The sequence below is a fragment of the Sedimentitalea nanhaiensis DSM 24252 genome, from assembly GCF_000473225.1.
GTDB classification, from domain to species: Bacteria; Pseudomonadota; Alphaproteobacteria; order Rhodobacterales; family Rhodobacteraceae; genus Sedimentitalea; species Sedimentitalea nanhaiensis.
The window spans coordinates 276,049-295,339 of sequence record NZ_KI421509.1; the positions used below are offsets into that span (position 1 = coordinate 276,049).

Annotated in this window: 18 protein-coding genes and 2 tRNA genes; 5 read left to right on the forward strand and 15 right to left on the reverse strand. The window is 62.8% G+C overall.

Features of this window, described 5'->3' with window-relative positions:
- Nucleotides 1-45: 45 nt before the first annotated feature.
- The 3 genes from lon (at nt 46) to NANH_RS0102930 (ending at nt 3,227) form a co-directional block, all read left to right on the forward strand.
- Nucleotides 46-2,457 (forward strand): endopeptidase La, encoded by a 2,412-nt coding sequence (gene lon, locus NANH_RS0102920; protein ID WP_027260697.1) that lies wholly within the window; start codon nt 46-48, stop codon nt 2,455-2,457.
- Between the two features lie 70 nt (nt 2,458-2,527).
- A complete protein-coding gene (locus NANH_RS0102925) occupies nt 2,528-3,097 on the forward strand; it encodes a histidine phosphatase family protein (protein ID WP_027260698.1) in 570 nt (189 codons plus the stop codon).
- A 54-nt stretch (nt 3,098-3,151) separates the two neighbouring features.
- Nucleotides 3,152-3,227 (forward strand) — tRNA-Val (locus tag NANH_RS0102930).
- A 15-nt stretch (nt 3,228-3,242) separates the two neighbouring features.
- On the opposite strand, the gene NANH_RS0102935 is transcribed toward NANH_RS0102930, so the two are convergent.
- The 5 genes from NANH_RS0102935 to NANH_RS0102955 form a co-directional block, all read right to left on the reverse strand.
- The gene (locus NANH_RS0102935; protein ID WP_027260699.1) at nt 3,243-4,166 is read right to left on the reverse strand and encodes a hypothetical protein; all 924 of its coding nucleotides are present in this window, start codon (nt 4,164-4,166) and stop codon (nt 3,243-3,245) included.
- Nucleotides 4,167-4,172: 6 nt separating this feature from the next.
- Nucleotides 4,173-5,483, reverse strand: coding sequence for a TRAP transporter large permease (locus tag NANH_RS0102940; protein ID WP_027260700.1), 1,311 nt, complete (start codon nt 5,481-5,483; stop codon nt 4,173-4,175).
- Nucleotides 5,480-6,193 (reverse strand): TRAP transporter small permease, encoded by a 714-nt coding sequence (locus tag NANH_RS0102945; RefSeq protein ID WP_027260701.1) that lies wholly within the window; start codon nt 6,191-6,193, stop codon nt 5,480-5,482. The genes NANH_RS0102940 and NANH_RS0102945 overlap by 4 nt, the downstream gene beginning before the upstream one ends.
- A gap of 63 nt (nt 6,194-6,256) precedes the next feature.
- On the reverse strand, nt 6,257-7,228 hold the full coding sequence (locus tag NANH_RS0102950) for a TRAP transporter substrate-binding protein (RefSeq protein WP_027260702.1): 972 nt from the start codon (nt 7,226-7,228) through the stop codon (nt 6,257-6,259).
- 42 nt (nt 7,229-7,270) lie between these two features.
- The gene (locus NANH_RS0102955) at nt 7,271-8,521 is read right to left on the reverse strand and encodes an NAD(P)/FAD-dependent oxidoreductase (RefSeq protein WP_027260703.1); all 1,251 of its coding nucleotides are present in this window, start codon (nt 8,519-8,521) and stop codon (nt 7,271-7,273) included.
- A 139-nt stretch (nt 8,522-8,660) separates the two neighbouring features.
- Here NANH_RS0102955 and NANH_RS0102960 point away from each other — a divergent pair, with 139 nt between their 5' ends.
- The gene (locus tag NANH_RS0102960; protein WP_027260704.1) at nt 8,661-9,392 is read left to right on the forward strand and encodes an aspartate/glutamate racemase family protein; all 732 of its coding nucleotides are present in this window, start codon (nt 8,661-8,663) and stop codon (nt 9,390-9,392) included.
- Here the strand turns inward: NANH_RS0102960 and NANH_RS0102965 are convergent.
- The 8 genes from NANH_RS0102965 to NANH_RS0103000 all read right to left on the reverse strand — a co-directional run bounded on the left by NANH_RS0102965 (nt 9,389) and on the right by NANH_RS0103000 (nt 17,259).
- A complete protein-coding gene (locus tag NANH_RS0102965) occupies nt 9,389-10,651 on the reverse strand; it encodes a SulP family inorganic anion transporter (protein WP_027260705.1) in 1,263 nt (420 codons plus the stop codon). The genes NANH_RS0102960 and NANH_RS0102965 overlap by 4 nt on opposite strands.
- A gap of 114 nt (nt 10,652-10,765) precedes the next feature.
- Nucleotides 10,766-11,698, reverse strand: a complete 933-nt coding sequence (locus NANH_RS0102970; protein WP_027260706.1) for an AEC family transporter — start codon at nt 11,696-11,698, stop codon at nt 10,766-10,768.
- Between the two features lie 52 nt (nt 11,699-11,750).
- Nucleotides 11,751-12,548, reverse strand: a complete 798-nt coding sequence (locus tag NANH_RS0102975; RefSeq protein ID WP_027260707.1) for an MBL fold metallo-hydrolase — start codon at nt 12,546-12,548, stop codon at nt 11,751-11,753.
- The gene (locus tag NANH_RS0102980; protein WP_027260708.1) at nt 12,548-13,354 is read right to left on the reverse strand and encodes a TatD family hydrolase; all 807 of its coding nucleotides are present in this window, start codon (nt 13,352-13,354) and stop codon (nt 12,548-12,550) included. Before NANH_RS0102980 ends, NANH_RS0102975 begins: the two co-directional genes overlap by 1 nt.
- 18 nt (nt 13,355-13,372) lie before the next feature.
- Complete coding sequence (locus NANH_RS0102985; RefSeq protein WP_027260709.1) at nt 13,373-14,500, reverse strand: DNA polymerase III subunit delta'; 1,128 nt, start codon at nt 14,498-14,500, stop codon at nt 13,373-13,375.
- Complete coding sequence (tmk, locus tag NANH_RS0102990) at nt 14,497-15,135, reverse strand: dTMP kinase (RefSeq protein WP_027260710.1); 639 nt, start codon at nt 15,133-15,135, stop codon at nt 14,497-14,499. Before tmk ends, NANH_RS0102985 begins: the two co-directional genes overlap by 4 nt.
- On the reverse strand, nt 15,132-16,292 hold the full coding sequence (locus tag NANH_RS0102995) for a D-alanyl-D-alanine carboxypeptidase family protein (protein ID WP_027260711.1): 1,161 nt from the start codon (nt 16,290-16,292) through the stop codon (nt 15,132-15,134). Before NANH_RS0102995 ends, tmk begins: the two co-directional genes overlap by 4 nt.
- 16 nt (nt 16,293-16,308) lie before the next feature.
- Nucleotides 16,309-17,259 (reverse strand): SPOR domain-containing protein, encoded by a 951-nt coding sequence (locus tag NANH_RS0103000; protein ID WP_027260712.1) that lies wholly within the window; start codon nt 17,257-17,259, stop codon nt 16,309-16,311.
- Between the two features lie 295 nt (nt 17,260-17,554).
- On the opposite strand from NANH_RS0103000, the gene NANH_RS0103005 reads away from it, so the two are divergent.
- A tRNA-Ser gene (locus tag NANH_RS0103005) sits at nt 17,555-17,644 on the forward strand.
- Between the two features lie 383 nt (nt 17,645-18,027).
- Here NANH_RS0103005 and NANH_RS0103010 read toward each other — a convergent pair.
- Together NANH_RS0103010 and NANH_RS0103015 are read right to left on the reverse strand one after the other, a co-directional pair.
- Nucleotides 18,028-18,900, reverse strand: coding sequence for an ImmA/IrrE family metallo-endopeptidase (locus tag NANH_RS0103010; RefSeq protein ID WP_161631357.1), 873 nt, complete (start codon nt 18,898-18,900; stop codon nt 18,028-18,030).
- 9 nt (nt 18,901-18,909) lie between these two features.
- Nucleotides 18,910-19,239, reverse strand: coding sequence for a helix-turn-helix domain-containing protein (locus NANH_RS0103015; protein ID WP_027260714.1), 330 nt, complete (start codon nt 19,237-19,239; stop codon nt 18,910-18,912).
- Between the last annotated feature and the right edge of the window lie 52 nt (nt 19,240-19,291).

The following is a 19,291-nucleotide window of genomic DNA, read 5'->3' on the forward strand; positions in this document are numbered from 1 at the left end:
CGCAAAGCGGGACCAGCGCCGTCTTGCCAACGATAAGGATAGAGCATGCAAGAACCCCTGAATTCCTCTTACCCGGTGCTGCCGCTGCGCGATATCGTGGTGTTCCCGCACATGATCGTGCCGCTGTTTGTGGGCCGCGAGAAATCGGTGCGTGCGCTGGAAGAGGTGATGGCCGATGACAAGCAGATCCTGCTGTCCAGTCAGATTGACCCCGCCGAGGACGACCCCGAAGCCGATGGTATCTATAAGGCCGGTGTTCTGGCGAATGTGCTGCAATTGCTGAAATTGCCCGATGGCACCGTCAAGGTGCTGGTCGAGGGCCAGGCACGTGTGCGCATTACCGAATTCCTGGAAAACGACAGCTTTTTTGAGGCCCGCGCCGAGTATCTGACCGAGATGCCGGGCGATGTGACCACGACCGAGGCGTTGGTGCGCACGGTTGGAAGCGAATTCGAGCGCTATGCCAAAGTGCGTAAGAACATCCCCGAAGAGGCGCTGGCCGCGGTGGGCGAAAGCACCGAACCGGCCAAGCTGGCCGATCTGGTGGCTGGGCATCTGGGCATCGAAGTGGCGCAGAAGCAGGATCTTTTGGAGACGCTCAGCATCAGCGAGCGGCTTGAAAAGGTCTATGGGCTGATGCAGGGCGAGTTGTCGGTGATGCAGGTCGAGAAAAAGATCAAGACCCGCGTCAAGAGCCAGATGGAGAAGACCCAGCGCGAATATTATCTGAATGAGCAGATGAAGGCCATTCAGAAGGAACTGGGCGATGGCGAAGAGGGCGAAGGCGAGATTGCCGAGCTGGAAGCGAAGATTGCCGAAACCAAGCTGAGCAAGGAAGCCCGCGAGAAGGCGAACGCCGAGATCAAGAAGCTCAAGAACATGAGCCCGATGAGCGCCGAGGCGACTGTCGTGCGCAATTATCTGGACTGGATGCTGTCGATCCCGTGGGGCACCAAGTCGCGCGTCAAAAAAGACCTCGGCAAGGCGCAGAAGGTTCTGGACGACGATCATTATGGCCTGGAAAAGGTCAAGGAGAGGATTGTCGAGTACCTTGCCGTGCAGCAGCGCAGCAAGAAGATGAAGGGTCCGATCATGTGTCTGGTCGGCCCTCCGGGCGTCGGCAAGACCAGCCTTGGCAAATCGGTGGCACGCGCCACCGGGCGGGAATTTATCCGCATTTCTCTGGGTGGTGTGCGCGACGAGAGCGAGATTCGCGGCCATCGCCGGACCTATATCGGGTCGATGCCGGGCAAGATCATCCAGGCGCTGAAAAAGGCCAAGACCACCAATCCGCTGATCCTGTTGGATGAAATTGACAAGATGGGTCAGGATTTCCGGGGCGATCCGGCATCTGCGATGCTGGAGGTGCTGGATCCGGAACAGAACAACACGTTCATGGATCACTATCTTGAGGTTGAATATGACCTGTCCAACGTGATGTTCCTGACCACCTCCAACAGCTATAACATGCCGGGCCCACTGCTGGACCGGATGGAGATCATCCCGCTGGCTGGCTATACCGAGGACGAAAAGCGCGAAATCGCCAAGCAGCATCTGATCGGAAAACAGATCAAGAACCACGGGCTGAAGGCCAAGGAGTTCGAACTGACCGATGCAGCGCTGACCGAAATCATCCGCACCTATACCCGCGAGGCAGGGGTGCGGAACCTTGAGCGCGAAATCGCCAAGGTGGCCCGCAAGAGCCTGACCCGGATCATCAAGTCCGAAGCCGAAAGCGTTGTCGTGACGCCGGAGAATCTGAGCGACTTTTTGGGCGTGCCCAAATACCGCTATGGTCTGGCCGAGCAGGAAGATCAGATCGGGGTCGTGACCGGGCTGGCCTATACCAGCGTCGGGGGTGAATTGCTGCCGATCGAAGCGCTGCGGCTGCCGGGCAAGGGCCGGATGAAGACCACCGGAAAACTGGGTGACGTGATGAAGGAAAGCATTGACGCGGCCAGTTCCTATGTCCGCTCGATCAGTCCGCAGATCGGGGTCAAGCCGCCCAAATTCGACACGTTGGATATCCACGTTCACGTGCCCGACGGCGCCACGCCCAAGGACGGCCCCAGCGCCGGCCTGGCGATGGTGACGTCGATCGTGTCGGTGCTGACCCGGATCCCGGTCAAGAAGGACATCGCCATGACCGGCGAGGTCAGTCTGCGCGGCAACGCGATGCCGATTGGCGGCCTGAAAGAAAAACTGCTGGCGGCGTTGCGGGGCGGCATCAAGACCGTGCTGATCCCGGAAGAGAACGAAAAGGATCTGGCCGATATTCCCGACAACGTGAAGGATGGGATGCAGATCATTCCGGTCAAGCACGTGTCCGAAGTGCTGAAACATGCGCTGGTGCGGGCGCCCGAGCCGATCGAATGGGACGAAGCCGCTGAAGAGGCGGCCGCAGCCAAGGCGGCGCTGGCCAAGCCCGACGATGGGGCCGGTGCGACAGCGCACTGATCCGACGTAAAGCGATGGGGGCGGACCGACGTGGTCCGCCCTTTTTGCCCAGAACCGACCGGGGCACGCGATGTCTTTTCCCGAATTCCTGATTCTGCGCCACGGCGAAACCCAGTGGAATCGCGAGGGTCGTCTTCAGGGCGCGCTGGATTCGCCCCTGACACCGCTGGGGCGGGAACAGGCACAGCGCCAGGCCGCCATTCTGCGGGATTTTGGCACCGGCGGTTGGGACTGGTATTCCAGCCCGCAGGGTCGGGCCTGGGAAACCGCGCGGATTGCGGCGCAGGGTCGGGCGGGGACGATCCGACAGGACGAGCGTTTGCGCGAGATCGGACTGGGGCAATGGGCCGGGCAGTTGCGCGATGACATTGCCGCCGGCGCGCCGGATCTGTTCGAAACCGACGGGCTGGGCTGGTATGACCATGTCCCGGGGGGCGAGGGCCTGCTGAAGCTTGAGAGTCGCGCCGCTGCGTTTCTGTCTGCGCTGTCAGGCCCAAGCGTCATCGTGACCCATGGAATCACCTCGCGGGTGATGCGCTGCGTGGCGCAGGGATTGCCAACCGAGGCGTTTGAGACGTTGGGCGGCGGACAGGGTGTCGTTTACCATATTCGCGACGGTATCAGCCGGATGCTGTCATAAGGGCTTGCGCCGGGCACCGGCTTTTCGTAAACGCACGATCACAGATATGGGCACGGGTGATTAGCTCAGTTGGTAGAGCGCTTCGTTTACACCGAAGATGTCGGGAGTTCGAGTCTCTCATCACCCACCATCCTCCTTTCCCTGGCTAGCGCGTGTAAAGCCTGTGCAGCAGCACGGGTGTCAGCAGCATTGGCAGTTGATAGCAGCCGAGAAACACCAACATTGGCGCGGTGATATCGGGCGGCAGTGCGACGAAGAACAACGAGATATTGCGGTTTCCGGCCACCAGCGCCCGCGCTCCGGCAACGTGCGGTGCGGCGCGGTGGCGGGACAGGCACAGGGCAACGGCCTGGGTGCCGAAATTGGCGGCAAAGGCGATGGCCAGCCAATAGGCGAAACCGGCTGTATCCTGGGTGATCGCCGAGGAGACCGACGGCATCAGGCCGATGACAAAGACCGCCAGCGCCAGCACCGACAGCCCGTCCAGATGCCGCAGGGTGCGCGGGCCGGGGACCGGCAGCAGATGGCGCAACAGGATTGCGCCGCCGCCGGCCAGCGCAATGGCGACCAGCAGGCGCAGCACAGCGGCCAGCACCGCATCCGCCGAGCCCAGGGCTGGCATCAGCCAGAACAGCGGCAGAGCTGTCAGCGGCAACAGCACGCTGCCGATCACCATATGTTGCATCGCCACCGGTGCGCTGAGCCCCATGATCGCGGCGATGTTGGGACTGCTGACGATGGGCGGCGCGCAAGCCAGAAGCACCAATGCGAGGATCGGCAAGGCGCTTTGCGTTCCGGTGACATAGGCAACCGTCAGCAGGGCAAGCGGCAGGGCCAGCTGCAGAGCCAGCACGCGGGCCAGAGCGCCGGGCAGGTCCGTTCCCAGTGGGCGAAGGTCGGCGGGCGACAGCCGCAAGGCTCCCAGAAACAACAGAGCCATGACCATCTCGGGGATCCAACCGGCCAGAAATCGCGCCAGGTCGGGCAGGGCGATGCCGATGATCAGCCCCGCCACCAGCACCGCGCGGGCATGGGTTGCGGCCAGGCTCAGCGGGTGAAACCGGTGCATCGGGGATTAGCCTGGCGCGGCGCGGATAGTGTTGGGCAGCCAGGTGGCAAGTTCGGGCCAGATGATCAGGATGATCACCATCACCACCATCAACAGCACCATCGGGATCGCGGTCTTGGCGATGTACGAGATTTCGTGATTGGTCATGCCTTGCAGCACGAACAGGTTAAAGCCGATTGGCGGGGTGACCTGGGCCATTTCGACCACAACGACGATGAAGATACCGAACCAGATCACGTCGATCCCGGCCTGACGGATCATCGGCTCGACGATGGCCATGGTCAGTACCACCGACGAAATCCCGTCCAGAAACATGCCCAGCACAATGTAAAACAGGGTCAGCGCCACGATCAGCACGATAGGGGACAGGTTCATCTGGTCGATCCAGGCGGCAAGTGCGCGCGGCAGGCCGGTGAACCCCATGGCGAGCGACAGAAACGCAGCGCCCATCAGGATCAGTGCGATCATCGCGGAGGTAGCCGTCGCCCCCATCAGGCTTTCGCGAAAAGTGGCCCAGGACAGTGAACCCTGTGCCCCGGCCAGGATCAGTGCCCCCAGCACCCCGACGGCTGCCGCTTCGGTGGCGGTGGCCCAGCCGAAATACATCGAGCCGATCACCAGCGACACCAACAGCAGGACCGGGATCAGAAAGCGGCTTTCGGCCAGCATCTGGAGCAGGCCGAGGCGGGGTTCGGGCCGGGCATGTTCGTTGGGGCGCAGGAAATGCCAGCCCACGATATAGGTGGTGAACAGTCCCGCCAGCACCAGCCCCGGAATGATCCCGGCCATAAACAGCTTGGTGATGCTTTCGTTGATCGACACGCCGTAGACGATCAGGGTCAGCGACGGCGGAATCATCAGCCCCAGTGTCGCCGCCCCGGCCAGCGTGCCGATGATCATGTATTCGGGATAACCGCGTGCGCGCAATTCCGGGATCGACATCTTGCCCACGGTGGTCAGGGTCGCGGCCGAGGATCCGGAGACCGCGGCAAAGATCGTGCAGCCGGCGATATTGGTGTGCAACAGCCCTCCGGGCAGGCTGCGCATCCAGGGCGCGAGACCGCGGAACATGTCTTGGGACAGACGGGTCCGATACAGGATCTCGCCCATCCAGATGAACAGCGGCAGCGCGGTCAGGGTCCAGCTGGACGAACTGCTCCAGATCGTGGTCAGCATGGCGTCGCCTGCCGGGCGCGAGGTGAACAGCTCCATCCCGACCCAGGCCACGCCCATCAGCGCCAGACCGATCCAGACCGAACTGCCCAGCAATGCGAAGAGCACGAAGAGAAAGATGATGGTTGTGTAGATTTCGCTCATTCCACGGCCTCCGACCGGATGCGGCTGATGCCGGTGGCCGCCATGCGGGTCAGGTTGTCCCACAGCGCGACGGCCAGCAGGATGGTGCCGATGGACATCGGCAATTGCGGCACCCAGATCGGGGTGAACACCCAGTCGCTGCCGGTTTCGGCCCAGAGGGCGCCCCATTGGCCGGGCGGGGTGACAAACATGGCAAGGGCCGACAACAGCCCTTCGGGCACCATGTCCTGACCTTGGGTGCGGTCGTTCAGAAGCTTGGAAAAGATGTTGGTCCTGACCGCGTAGCGCGCGAAATAGGTGGCGACGATCGCGGCGGTCAGGGTGGCGAAGAAATCCAGCCAGCGATGGGTGAAGGGATTGAGATTCAGAAAGATCGATACCCGGATATGCGAGCCGCGATTCAGCGCATAGGCCAGTGCAAAGAACGAGGTTGCGGCCATGGCATATCCGGCGAATTCGGTCGAGCCGGGAAAGGGCAGGCCGCTCCAGCGGGCGATCATCTGAAACACGATGATCACCAGAATCAGCACCATGAATACGGCGGACAGGCCCCCGCCCAGCAGATAGAGCCGGTCCAGAACCGCCCAGACCGGCGTCAGCAGACGGCGTAGCGATGCCGGACGCCATGCACAGAGCAGGACCAGCACCATGGGCAACACAAACAGCCAGCCCCACAGTGGCAGCCCCATTAGGTCAGGCCAATCTCGCATCTTTTCCTCCTTGCCAGAAAACAGCGGCCCGGCAGGTGATGCCGGGCCGCGGAACAAGGGGGATCAGTTGGCCTGATAGGCGTCGATGATCGCCTGACCCTGTGTTCCGGCCGCCTCGAGCCATTCGGCCTGCATAGCGGCACCGATGGCCTGCAGCTCGGCCAGAAATTCAGGGCCCGCATCCACGACCTTCATGCCGTTTTCCGCGAGCTGCTGGAAATACCAGTCCGACAGCTCCTCGGCTTTGGCCAGACAGGCCGCTCCGGTTTCGTCGGCGGCCTTTTGCACCGCGGCCTGGGTGTCGGCGTCCAGCGCCTCCCACGACTGTTTGTTGACCATCACATAGTTGCGCGGCAGCCAGGCGTTGACCTTGTAATAATGGTCTAGATGCTCCCACACCTTGCGGTCATAGCCGGTCGAGCCGGACGAGATGAAGGCTTCGGCCACGCCGGTGGCCAGCGCCTGCGACAGTTCGGCGGCTTCGACCTGCACCGGAATCATTCCCAGCGCGTCGGCAAAGGCGGCGGTGGCGGTATTGTAGCTGCGGAACTTGAGGCCCTGCGTGTCGGCGGACGAGTTCACCTCTTTGTTGAAATAGAAACCCTGGCCCGGCCAGGGGCAGGAATAGAGCGTCACCAGGTTCTGTTCTGCCAGTGCCTCGTTCACCGGACCCTTGGCGGCCTGCCACAGCTTTTCGTTATCCGCAAAGGATGTCGCCAGAAAGGGTACGTTGTCCCACCCCAGCAGCGGGGTTTCATTGGCGTGGCTGGACATCAGCCGTTCGCCGATCGGCACTTGCCCGGTCTGGACGGCACGCTTGATTTCGCCACCCTTGAACAGGGATCCGCCCGGATGCACGGTGATGTCGATCTCGCCGCCGGTGTAATCGCGCACCTTGTCGGCAAAGACGACACCCATCTCCGAGTGAAAGTTGGTGGCTGAATAGGCCATCGGCATGTCCCAGCTTTCTGCCTGTACGGTGGCGGCAAAGGTCAGTGCGGCGGCGGTTGCGCCCATCATGTTGGTCAGTTTCATCGGTCGCCCTCTCTGTTGTGTCGTTTTTAGTTGTGTCGTTTTTTATGCCTCTCGGTCCGGTGAAAAGGCCGAAAGATCGGTATTGACCGGTTGCCCGGATATCATCTGCGCCAGCCAGCGGCCGGTTTTTGGCCCCCCCGTCAGCCCGATATGGTGATGACCATAGCCGACAAAGACATTCGCCGCGCCCGGGGTCGCGCCGATCACCGGAATCGAATCCGAGGTTGCCGGGCGGTGGCCCATCCATTCCACAGTATCGTCACAGGTCAGGTCTGGAAACAACCGCGCGACCTGGCGTTTCAGCAGATCGAAGGGCGCGCGGGAAGGAGGATTGGAAAGCCCGCCGAATTCGACAATGCCGGCACACCGCAGCCGACCGTTCATCGACGTGGCCACGAACTTGCCCGCCGCCACCATCACCGGCGATCTGAACGTGATCGACGGATTCACGAATTCGATGTGATAGCCGCGTTCGGATTCCAGCGGCACAGCGATGCCCAGTTTCCGGGCCAGCGGGCCGCTCCATGCGCCGGTGGTCAGCACATAGCTGTCGGCTGCGATCCGCCCGGTGTCGGTGATCGCGGCGACGGCCGCGCCATCGCCCAGATCGAAATCCATCAGTTCGCCGATCTGCAAGGTGCCGCCATTGGCAACGAAGTGATCGGCAAGGGCGGCAACATAGGCGCCAGGATCGGTGATCTGCCCGTGGCCGGGGCAATCCACGCCATATCCGAACCGGCCAGCCAGCGCCGGATCGTGATCCTGCATCTGTTGGGCGGTCAGCTCGTGATAGGCGTATCCGCGCTGACGCCGTATGTTCCAGCCATAGGCATCGGCCTCAAAGGCGGCCTTGTCCGTATAGCCGAACAGATAGCTGCCGGGTTTGACATATGCCGCAGCGGGTGTGTCGCGGGCCAGCGCCAGATGCTGCTCTGGGCTGTCATGCAACAGTTCCGTCAGCGCATGCGAGGCGCGCTGGACCTGTGCCTCGCGACCGTTCTTGAGGTATTTGGCCAGGAAAGGTGTCAGGCGCGGCAGGTAGCCCCATTTCAGGAACAGGGGCTGGTCGGGGTCCAGCAGCATCCGGGGGGCCTTGGTCAACAGGCCGGGCACCGTCACCGGCACCACGGCCCCGGACGCCAACACCCCGGCGTTGCCATGCGAGGTGCCCCCCGCCGGCCCGATCCGGTCCAGCAAAGTGACGCTGTGCCCGGCCCGTTGCAGCCAGAGGGCGGCGGAAACGCCCACGATCCCCGCGCCAATGACCAATGTGCTTGTCGCCTGTTTCGTCACGTCTCGCTTCCCGGTTACAGTGCGCTGAAGTCTGCGAAATCCCGGCAGTGTTTTGCGGTTTGATCCGCGGGGCGGGGCCTCGGGCACTTCAGAGTATGATCGGCTGCATGTCAGCCCCAAACCGAGGGAAAGGCAAGCGATGAACGCAACATCGGGCGAAACAGGCGGGCAGGCAGCGGTGGGGGTTCTCATGCTCAAGACGCGGTTTCCGCGCATTCCCGGCGATATCGGCCACCCTGCCACATGGCCGTTCCCGGTGCTGTATCGTGTGGTGAACGATGCCTCGCCCGAGCGTGTGGTGCGGCAGGGGGCGCATGGGTTGCTGGAGCCGTTTATCGACGCCGCCCTTGCGCTGGTGCAAGAGGGGGCTTGGGGGATTACCACCAGTTGCGGGTTCCTGACGCTGTTTCAGGACGCGTTGGCAGCGGCGGTCCCGGTGCCGGTTGTGACCTCATCGTTGATGCAGGTGGCTATGGTCAACCGTTTGCTTCCGGCGCAGCGGCGGGCGGGTATTCTGACGATTTCGGCCAGATCTCTGACCGGGGCCCATCTGGCGGCGGCGGGTGTGCCGCCGGGAACGCCGGTCGGCTCGACCGAGGGCGGTGCGGAATTCACCCGAGCGATTCTGGGCAATGCGCGAAAGCTGGATGTGGAGCTGGCGCGGCGGGACAATGTCGCCGCGGCGCTGGCGCTGCAGGCGGCGCATCCCGATTTGGGAGCCATCGTGCTGGAATGCACCAATATGGGCCCCTACGCGGGCGACATCGCGGCGGCCACGGGGGTGCCTGTTTATTCGATTGTCAGTTTTTTACGCTGGTTTCAGGCCGGTCTGACGCCACCCCGGTTCGAGCCGTCCCTTGTCGTTCCCTAGCGGTCTGGCGCGGACCAGTCCGACGGCGGCACATCGCGGCGACGCAACCGCAGGGCCAAACCAAGCGCCACGCCGATGCCGATGGCAACCGTCAAATCCGCAACCACGGTCAGCACCAGGGTCAGAACCAACAGGAACAGGTCCGAGCGGCGCTGCTGCATGTAACCGCCCCATTTGTGCGGCTCGCTCATGTTCCAGGCGGTGACGATCAGCAGCCCGGCCAACGCGGGCATGGCAAGGTATCCGGCCAGAGGCGCGGCGAGCAGCATGACCAGAAGGATGGTCAGGGCGTGGATCAGGCCCGCGACCGGGGTCTTGCCTCCGGCGCGGATGTTGGTCGCCGTGCGGGCGATTGCGCCGGTGGCGGGCAATCCGCCAAACAGGGACGAGCCGATATTGGCTGCTCCTTGTGCGATCAGTTCGGCATTGGGGCGGTGCGCACCCCCGATCATTCGGTCGGCGACGATCGCCGACAACAGGGATTCGACACCGGCGAGAAAGGCGATGACGAAGGCCGAGGGCAGAAGTTCCTGCAGACGCGCGATGCTGATCTCGGGAAACGGGGGCAGCGTCAGGGTGCGGGGCAGGTCACCGAACCGCGACGCGATGGTATCGACCGGCAGCGCCAACACCGCCACCGCGCAGGAGGTGCCGGCGACCGCCACGATCAGGCCCGGAAATCGCGGGGCCAGACGGCGCAGCAGAACGATCAGCGCAATCGAGGTCACACCGATGGCACAGGCGGCGGGGTTGAGCGAGGCGCGGGCCGCCCAGAGGGTTTCGAGTTTGGCAAAGAATTCGGCGGGCACTGCGGCGGTGTCAAAGCCGAAGAGATCGTTCAGCTGGCTGGTGGCGATGATGACGGCGATCCCGATGGTGAACCCGTTGATCACCGCCTCGGGCACCAATGCGATCAGGCGACCGGCCCGCAGCCAGCCGGCGGTCAACAGGATGAGTCCGGCCATGAAAGTCGCGAGCACCAGACCGTCATAGCCATGCTCGGCGATGACGCCGAAGACGACGACGATGAATGCGCCGGTGGGCCCGCCGATCTGCACCCGGCTGCCTCCGAGCAACGAAATCAGAAGCCCCGCCACGATGGCGGTCACCAGGCCTTTGGCCGGGTTCGCGCCCGAAGCGATGGCAATCGCCAGGCTGAGCGGCAGGGCCACCATGGCGACGGTGATGCCTGCGATCAGATCGGCGATAAAGAGGTCCCGGGAATACCGCGGGAGCGTCGTCAGGATCTTGGGTTTCATGTCAGGAAAATGTATTTGAAAGACGTCGGCAAACTAGGTGCTGTCGGGTGCGATGGCAAGGGCGTTACCGGGACCGCGGGCAAGGGCAAAACGCCACTCCAGGGTCGGAGAGCGTCATCCCAGGAAAGTCAGCCACATCCAGACGGTCAGGATGGAAAGACCGGTGGCCATCAGCACCGACGACGCGGCCACGCGTTTGGCTCGGCCGTACATATTGGCAAAGATATAGGCGTTGATTCCGGGTGCCATCGCCGCGTTCAGAACCGCCGAGCGGAACAGGTCCTGTTGCAAGGAAAGGGCGGTGCCAAAGCTCCAGACAAGGGCAGGATGCACCAGCAGCGCGATTGCACAGACGAAAGCGATGGTGCGCAGATCGCCTTCGGGACGGTACTGGACCAGCACGCCCCCCAGTGCAAACAGCGCACAGGGCAGGGCGGCGCGAATGATCAGGGCCAGCGCGTCATCGACCACCGTCGGGATTGTCAGGCCCGAAAGGTTGGCGATGAAGCCCAGCATGATCGCCAGGATAAGCACGTTGCGAAACATTGCCGACAGGGTGGCACGCGCGGTGCGCAGGCCGCCATTGCCGCGGTTGCGCACAATCTCCATCGCGGTGATGCCAAGCGCATAGCAGAACGGCGAATGAAAGGCGATGATGGCGTAGTTCCCGACCAGGTTGTCCGGCCCGTATGCGCGTTCGGTAATCACCAGCCCCAACAGCACCGAGTTGGAAAACAGGCAGCAGAATCCGATGGCGATACTGTCCTCCCAATCGCGCGAAAACAGCAGTCGCGCGCCCAGGATGCCAAGGGCAAAGCACAGACCGGCACCGGCATAAAAGCTGAACAGCAGCGCGGGGTCGAACCCCAGCGACATGTCGAGATTGGCGATGGCGCGAAACAGCAGGCAAGGGATGGCAAAGGACTGCGCAAAACGCATCAGCGCGTCGATTTGGGACTGGCTGAAATAGCGCACGCGCGTCGTGACATAGCCGGTGCCGATCACCAGAAAGACCGGCAGGACGACGTTGATCAGGGTCTGGAACATGTGTCGCGGTCGCGGAAGGCGGATAGGCTTGGCGGCAGGGACGCGGGGCGTCTCACGCCGGGTATCGCAGGGTCAGGCCGTCATAGGCGGCAATGACGTTATCGGCGGTTTCCGCTGAAACCGTGTCATAATCCATGTCGATATGCATGTTGGTCAGCACGGCCTGTTTGGGTTGAACCCGCTCGATCCATTCAAGGGTGCGGGCCAGGTGCGCATGGGTCGGGTGCGGCGTTCTTCGCAGGGCGTCGACGATCCAGCAGTCCAGATCGGTCAGCGCTTCCCAGGCGTCATCATAGATTTCAGCCACATCGGGCAGATAGGCCAGTCCGCCGATGCGAAACCCCAGCGCATCAATCGAGCCATGCCCCACCCGAAAGGGGCGGAACGGGATCACCCCACCGGGGCCGTCGATTTCAAACGGCCCGTCGATGGTGTTCAGGGTCAGGATCGGCGGATAAGGCGACCCTTTGGGTTGCACGAAAGCATATCCGAATTTGCTGATCAGATCGTTCTGGGTGTCGCCATCGGCCCAGACCGGCACGCGGCTGCGCATGTTGAACACGATCATGCGCAGATCGTCGATGCCGTGAACGTGGTCGGCGTGGCCATGGGTATAGACAACCCCGTCCAACCGCCCGGTGCCGGTGCCCAGCAACTGGCTGCGCAGGTCGGGCGAGGTATCGATCAACACGCTGGTGGTGCCGCCGGGTCCGTCGCGTTCCACCAGCATCGAACAGCGTCGGCGGGTGTTTTTCGGGTTTTCAGGGTCACAGTCGCCCCAGTGTCCACCCAGACGTGGCACACCACCCGACGAGCCGCAGCCCAGAATCGTAAAGCGCATTTCACCCATCAGGCGGCGGCCCTGAACTGGGCGGCCTTGTGGAACAGCCGGTCGAAATTGGCCTGTGTCCGCGCGGCGAAATCGTCATAGTCCAGCCCGAACACCTCGGCCCCTTTGCGGGCGGTATGGGCGGTATAGGCGGGTTCGTTGCGCTTGCCGCGGTAGGGCGGGGGGGCCAGATAGGGCGCGTCGGTCTCCACCAGGATACGGTCCATAGGAGCAGCGGCAAAGATGTCGCGCAGATCCTGGCTTTTGGGAAACGCGGCGATGCCGGACATGGACAGGTAAAAGCCCAGATCCAGCGCTGCGCGGGCCAGGTCGGCGGAAGAAGAGAAACAGTGCATGACGCAGCTATAGGCACCGTTGCGGTATTCTTCGGTCAGGATGCGGGCCATGTCGTCATCCGCTGCGCGGGCATGGATGATCAGGGGCAGGCCGGTGTCGCGGGCCGCAGCGATGTGGATGCGCAGACTGTCCTTTTGGATCTGCGCACTGTCGGCGGTATAGTGGTAATCCAATCCGGTCTCGCCGATGCCGACAAATTTCGGATGCTGCGCCAGCGCGGTCAACTGGTCCACCGTAGCCATGGGCTCTTGGGCGGCGCTCATCGGGTGGGTGCCGGCGGCATAGAACACCGGCGCGTAGGCCTCGGCGATGGCGCGCACGGTGGGCTCCTGGCGCAGCCGGGTGCAGATGGTGACCATACGGGTGACACCCGCCTGCGCGGCATTGGCGATGATGGTGTCCAGCTGACCCTCGAAATCGGGGAAATCGAGGTGGCAGTGGCTGTCGGTGATCTGGGGTGTTTCGGTCATGGCCTTCGGGTGACGGGATCAGCCCGCCGCGGTTTCCTGCATTTTGAAAACCGTATCTAGGACAAGCGAGGCGGGGTCAAGGTTGACCGCCTTGCCGTGTCGGGTCCGGGCCGTTATGTCGCCTGCGATTTCAGCCCAGGCGCGGCCCATGGCCGGATTTGCGGCCAGACGGGCCAGTGTCCGGGATTCGCCAGATGCGGCTTCGGGGTGAGGGGGGCTGCCGGTGGCGCCGGTGCGCGCCAGCCGGGCCATGACAATGTCGATCAGGTTCAGCAGCAGTTCGAACTTGTCCGATGCGCCCTTTTGCGCGGCGGCCTCGGCCAGGGCCAGCGCGCGGCGGCGGTCCAGCCGGGGAAGCGACTCGAGTATGGCAATGAGTTCGGCATAGATCTGCAACCCCCCCTGATTGATCAGCCGCAATGCCGCACCCACGGAACCGGCGGCCAGCGCCGCCAGATATTCGGTCTGTTGCTGAGTGTCGGGCAACACGACCCCGGTCTGGGCCAGAGCGGCCTGCATGTGGGCACTGTTCAGTGGAGCCAGCCGCAGAGTGCGGCAGCGTGAACGGATCGTCGGTAACAGGCGCGAGGGTTGGTGGCTGATCAGCAACAGCGTGGTGCGCGCGGGCGGCTCCTCGAGCATTTTCAGCAGCGCGTTGGCCGCAGAAGTGTTCATTTCGTCCGCCGCATCCACGATCACGACGCGTCGTCCACCGTCGGTCGCAGACAGGCCGAAAAAGCGGTTCAGGCGGCGGATGTCGTCCACGACGATTTCTTCGCGCATCCGGTCGGTTTTGTCATTCACGGTGCGGGTGATGGTGGCCAGGCCCGGATCGGCACCGGCCTGCACGCGGTGCGCAACCGGATGATCCGGATCGATGTCCAGTGTCGTTGGGCCGAGCGGTGCGCCGGACATCCCGTCGTTTTGCGGTGGGGGGGTGGCCAGCAGAAACCGGGCGATGCGCCAGGCCAGCGTGGCCTTGCCGACCCCGCGCGGACCTGTCAGCAGCCAGCCGTGATGCAGCCGATCCGAGGTAAAGGCCCGCAGAAAGTCATCCTGTGCGGCGTCCTGACCAAACAACCGCGCGGTTTCGCGCGGATGTGGCGCGCCGGGGGCCTGATCGGCGGGGAGATGGTCGGTGCTCATGCGAGCATCCGCAGGGCGGTCATGCGGACATCGGCGGCAACGGCGTCAACTGGGCGATTCCCGTCGATCACCCGAAATCGCGCGCGATATTCCTGTGCCAGCGCCAGAAAACCCGCACGCATCTTTTTTTGCAGGTCGGGGCCGAAATCCTCGAACCGTTCCTCGTCGCCCTGCCGGCCCCGGGCCCGGGTCAGACCGGTGTCGGGATCCATGTCGATCAGCAGGGTCAGGTCCGGTTCAAGCCCGATCATCAATGTGTGCAGGCAGTCCACGATGCCGCGCAGATCGCCGCGCGACAGGCCCTGATACATCCGGGTGCTGTCTGCGAACCGATCGCAAATCACCACCTTGCCGGCAGACAGGGCGGGTCGGATGGTGCGTTCCATATGATCGCGGCGCGCTGCCGTGAACAGCAGCAATTCGGTCTCGGCCGACCAGCGGTCTGGGTCGCCTTGCAACACCAGTCGGCGGATTTCCTCGGCCCCCGGCGAGCCGCCGGGCTCGCGGGTCAGCACCACCTCGTGTCCGGAGGCGCGCAAAGTCTCGGCCAATAGCCGCGCCTGGGTGGATTTTCCGGATCCATCGATGCCTTCAAAGCTGAGGAAAAGGCCCCGACCAGCGGGCGTAGCGGTCACATCGCCTCCGAAGGGCCGTCGATCAAACGAGTCATCAGCTGTTCGGCGGCGGTCTTGACCTTGACCACGAAACCGCCGCTTGGCACGTCCTGAGCCGCAACCAGCGGATGGCGGATTTCCGGCAACCCTTCGGGCTTGAGCACCAGTTCGGCCAACGGATCGCCCTTGGTGATAGGCGCCCGCAGCGGACCCTGATAGACAACCTCGGCGGCGACCGAGGTGTCGTTCAACGCCGGCAGCAGCAGTTTCAGATCGTTGGGCGGCACCAGCCCTACCGATTGTTGTTCTCCCATCCAGACCTGGGCCTGGGCGACGGGCGTGTCTGCCGAGGCGACGGTCTTTTCGACAAAGTGACGAAACGACCAGCCAACGACGGCCTGAGCCTCCTCTGTGCGGGCGGTCTGGCTGGGCAGGCCCGACAGCACAAAGATCACCCGCCGGTCGCCCTGTTTCGCCGAACCAACCAGACCATACCCGGCCTCTTCGGTGTGGCCGGTCTTGAGCCCGTCAGCCCCGATGCCCAATCCCAACAGCGGATTGCGATTAAAGCGGTTCGCGGGCGAGCGATCCTTGTAGTTGAATTCCTTCTGGCTGAAATACTGATAAAATTCAGGGAAATCCTCGATCAGATGCATGGCGAGAATGCCCAGATCGTGCACGCTCATCCGCTGGTAGGGATGTGGCCAGCCCGACGCATTGGCGAAGGTCGAATTTTTCATTCCCAGTTGCTTGGCCATCTCGGTCATTTGCTGGGCAAAGGCTTCTTCCGAGCCGGCCAGGCCCTCGGCCACGACCACGGTGGCGTCATTGCCCGAGGAGACGATGATGCCCTGGATCAGCTCGTCTGCGGTGGGGCGGTCCAGCTCATTCAGAAACATCGTCGAGCCGCCCATGTTCTTGGCGCGGGTCGATACGGAAAATTGTTCGCCCAGGCTGACCCGCCCGTCCTGCAGCGCATCAAACAGCATGTACAGCGTCATCAGCTTGGACATCGAGGCGGGCGGCAGCGGATCGTCCGCGTTCTTGGACAGCAGTACCGTGCCGGTGCCCTGATCGATCACAAAGGCTGCCTTGGCCGAGGTGTCGAAGGCAGCCGCAGACAGCGGCAACAGCCCCAGAAACAGGGCCGAAACAAAATGGCGAAATGCAGGTGTCACGGGATAGTCTCCCAGGTCAGTTGGTTACGAAATAGGCGTCGGAAAATCCGGTGCCTTCGACCGATTTCAGCAGGGCCGAGCGTTGCGCCGTGGTTTGGGCGGGGCCGACCACAACGCGCCAGAATTTTTTGTCATCCGAGGATTGCTCGTAGACGGTTGGTGTCAGACCGGCCGCGCGCATCTGTGTGGCGGCGCGGTCGGCATTTTCCTCAACGCTGAAAATGCCGATCTGGATATAGGGTTTGTTCAGAGGCGGGGTCTGTTGGACCAGCGGTTCGGACACGATCGCGGCAGGGGCGGCGACCATAGCAGTCGCGGCGGCAACGGGCACGGGATCCGGTTTGGACCAGGGCCAGCGGAAACCCTTTTTCGGTTTGGGGTCTGCCGAAAGTACCGGTTCGGCTTCGGGCGAATCCGTTGGCGTGGCGGCTTCGATGCCCGCCGTTGCGACAGCAACGGTCTCGGTGCCGGTGGAAGATTCCGGGGCGCTGTCCTGGGTTTCAGGTTCGGGGGCGGCCTCTGTGCGGACAAGGGCTGTAACCGACAACTGGACAGGTGCGCCAGCCAGCATGGCAAGCGCCTCGGCGGCGTCCGACGATGCCTGAATGCGCGGGCCGGGAATATCCCGCTCGCGGCGGAACAAGGCCCCGATCACTTCCTTGTTGTTGGCGGTGTTACGGATCAGGACCCGCTGCGGATCGGTGACATCCGGATGCGCCACCCAGACACCGCCCAGAGACGGTCGCCCGTCCCACAGAGCGGCCTCGGTGGCCTCGAAGACCTCTGGTGCCTCGACATCCTGTTCGACCAGTTTGGTACTATTGGTGGCGGCGTCGCCCGAGGCCGCCGCAGCATCCACCGATTTCAGAAACGCGGGGCTGTCGTCACAGCCCGTCAACGCAAGTATCGCAAGCGCCGCCCCGGTCAGGCCAAGCGCGCGCCTGCTGCCAAATGCCGTTCGGATCATAACCCATTCCTTGCCTGTGTGCGGGCGAAAGCAGCACCCTGTTGCCGGTTGTCCGGTCATTCCACCTGGGCGTGCATTGTCCTTTTGATGCGATCATAGCCCGACTGGCATGGCATGGAAAGTCTGCAGCAGGGTGCCAAACGATATATCCGCGAGATTATTGGTCCCTGATCGGAACCCAAATACGTTCCCGCCTAGAGACCGCACGGATTGGGCCGAGCGGCGTTCTATTTGCACCCGGTGTCACTTGCAGAGGCTTCAAGCTTGTCCTAGAACGCGATCACCACGCGACACCGGGGAGGTGGCAGAGTGGTCGAATGCGGCGGTCTTGAAAACCGTTGGACGTGAGAGCGTCCCCAGGGTTCGAATCCCTGTCTCCCCGCCAGCCATACCGGTCTCATTTCAACAGCGTTATCTGATCCAATATTACGCCGCAATTTCCGGGGGTTGTCGGGCCGCGCCGCGGCTTGAGGCTGTTGAACTGGCACGATCTGGCGGTAGTAATCCGGAAAGTCTCAGTGGCCGATATTTCGGGGTTCGCTATGGCGGTGGATTGCCGGTTTACAGGGAATCTACAGGGAAATCGGTTGCTTTTGATCTCGAGTCCTGTGGTTCTGGGAGTCTGCGCTCTGATGACAGTAAAGAATTCAATGGGTTGCGGGGCGTTCCCTGTTCTTGTCGGAACAGGGAATTTCGAATGTGGCAACAGGGAATTGACACGCCCTTATCAGGGAAACTGCCGACGGGAACAGGGAAGGGCGGGATTGTCTATCGGAAGCGGGGAACGCCCAATTCCGGCGGGGCGCCGTCGTCGTCCTCCGCCTCGACCGGCAGGTCGGACCAGAGCAGGGTGACGGCGTGCCCGTTGTCGGCAAGCCGGGTCTGTTCGTGCAAGTCGAAGTCTGCCTTGTCGAACCAGGCACGAGCAACGTTCGGGCCTGGTTCGGAGATACCGACACGGCCTTGTCTGATCTTGATGGAAGCAGGCGTTGCGCTTGGAATCGGGTCGCCCTTGTTCAGTGGCAAATATGGCAAACCGTTGTCCCGGATCACATATCGCACCCGGCCTTCGTGAGAGAAGACCAGCGCCAGGGGTTCATCCCGCCGTTCGAGCATCCGGCGCAGGCAGGCTTCCAGGCTGAGATCCAGACCATCGCGTGCCTGCAGCGCATCCTTGATATCGGGAGCATCGGACAGGTAGCGATCGAACAGGGCAGGTGGCGCCAGCAGTTCGATGGCAAAGGTATTGGCCTCGGATTCCTGCCGGCGATGCCATTGACCGGTGCGGGTTTCTCGCAGGTCGGCAACCTTGCAGGCAAAGCCCTTCGGATCCGTTGGTACGTGCCGTTCGAGCAAAAAATGCCCGAGTTCATGCGCGATGGTGAACCGGGCGCGCCGATCACCATGCTTGTTGTTGGCCAGAATGGCCCCGCAACTGCGTACCACATCTGTCAACAGCATGCCTTCAAAACCGTCGAAGCCGCCAATCCGCACCTCGGCGATATCCAATGCCCGGGCGATCTCCATGACCGGCACGGGCCCTGGGATCATGACCGGAGAGTTCAGCGTGCCGATCTGATCATGCACTGCGCGGGCGAGGCGTTTGGGCGCGTGGATATCCGCCAGCTCGATCCGGTCCAACTGCATCTGTCAGGGGTGGCCCGACCGGTTCATCTTCATGCTTTCAATCATCTGTTCGACAATGGCGCGATCACGCTCTGAGAGCTTTTCCAGACCGCGATGCATGCGCTCGATCTGCAGATCGTCTGAGCTTGGCTCTGGCGCATCGCCTGTCAGCACGTCGATCCCAACCCTGTAATGCTCTGCCAGTTTGCGCACCAGATCGAATGATGGGTTGCGGCTGCGACCTTTCTCCAATTCCCAGACATGCGCCTTGGAGACGCCGACCTTGTCGGCCACCTGCTGCAGGGACTCACCTGTTTTCTGCCGCAGGCTGAACAGCTTCTCACCGATTTCCATGTTGGTCTCCCGTCTGCCTTGCCGAACGCCATTATACGCCTGTAGTTGACGA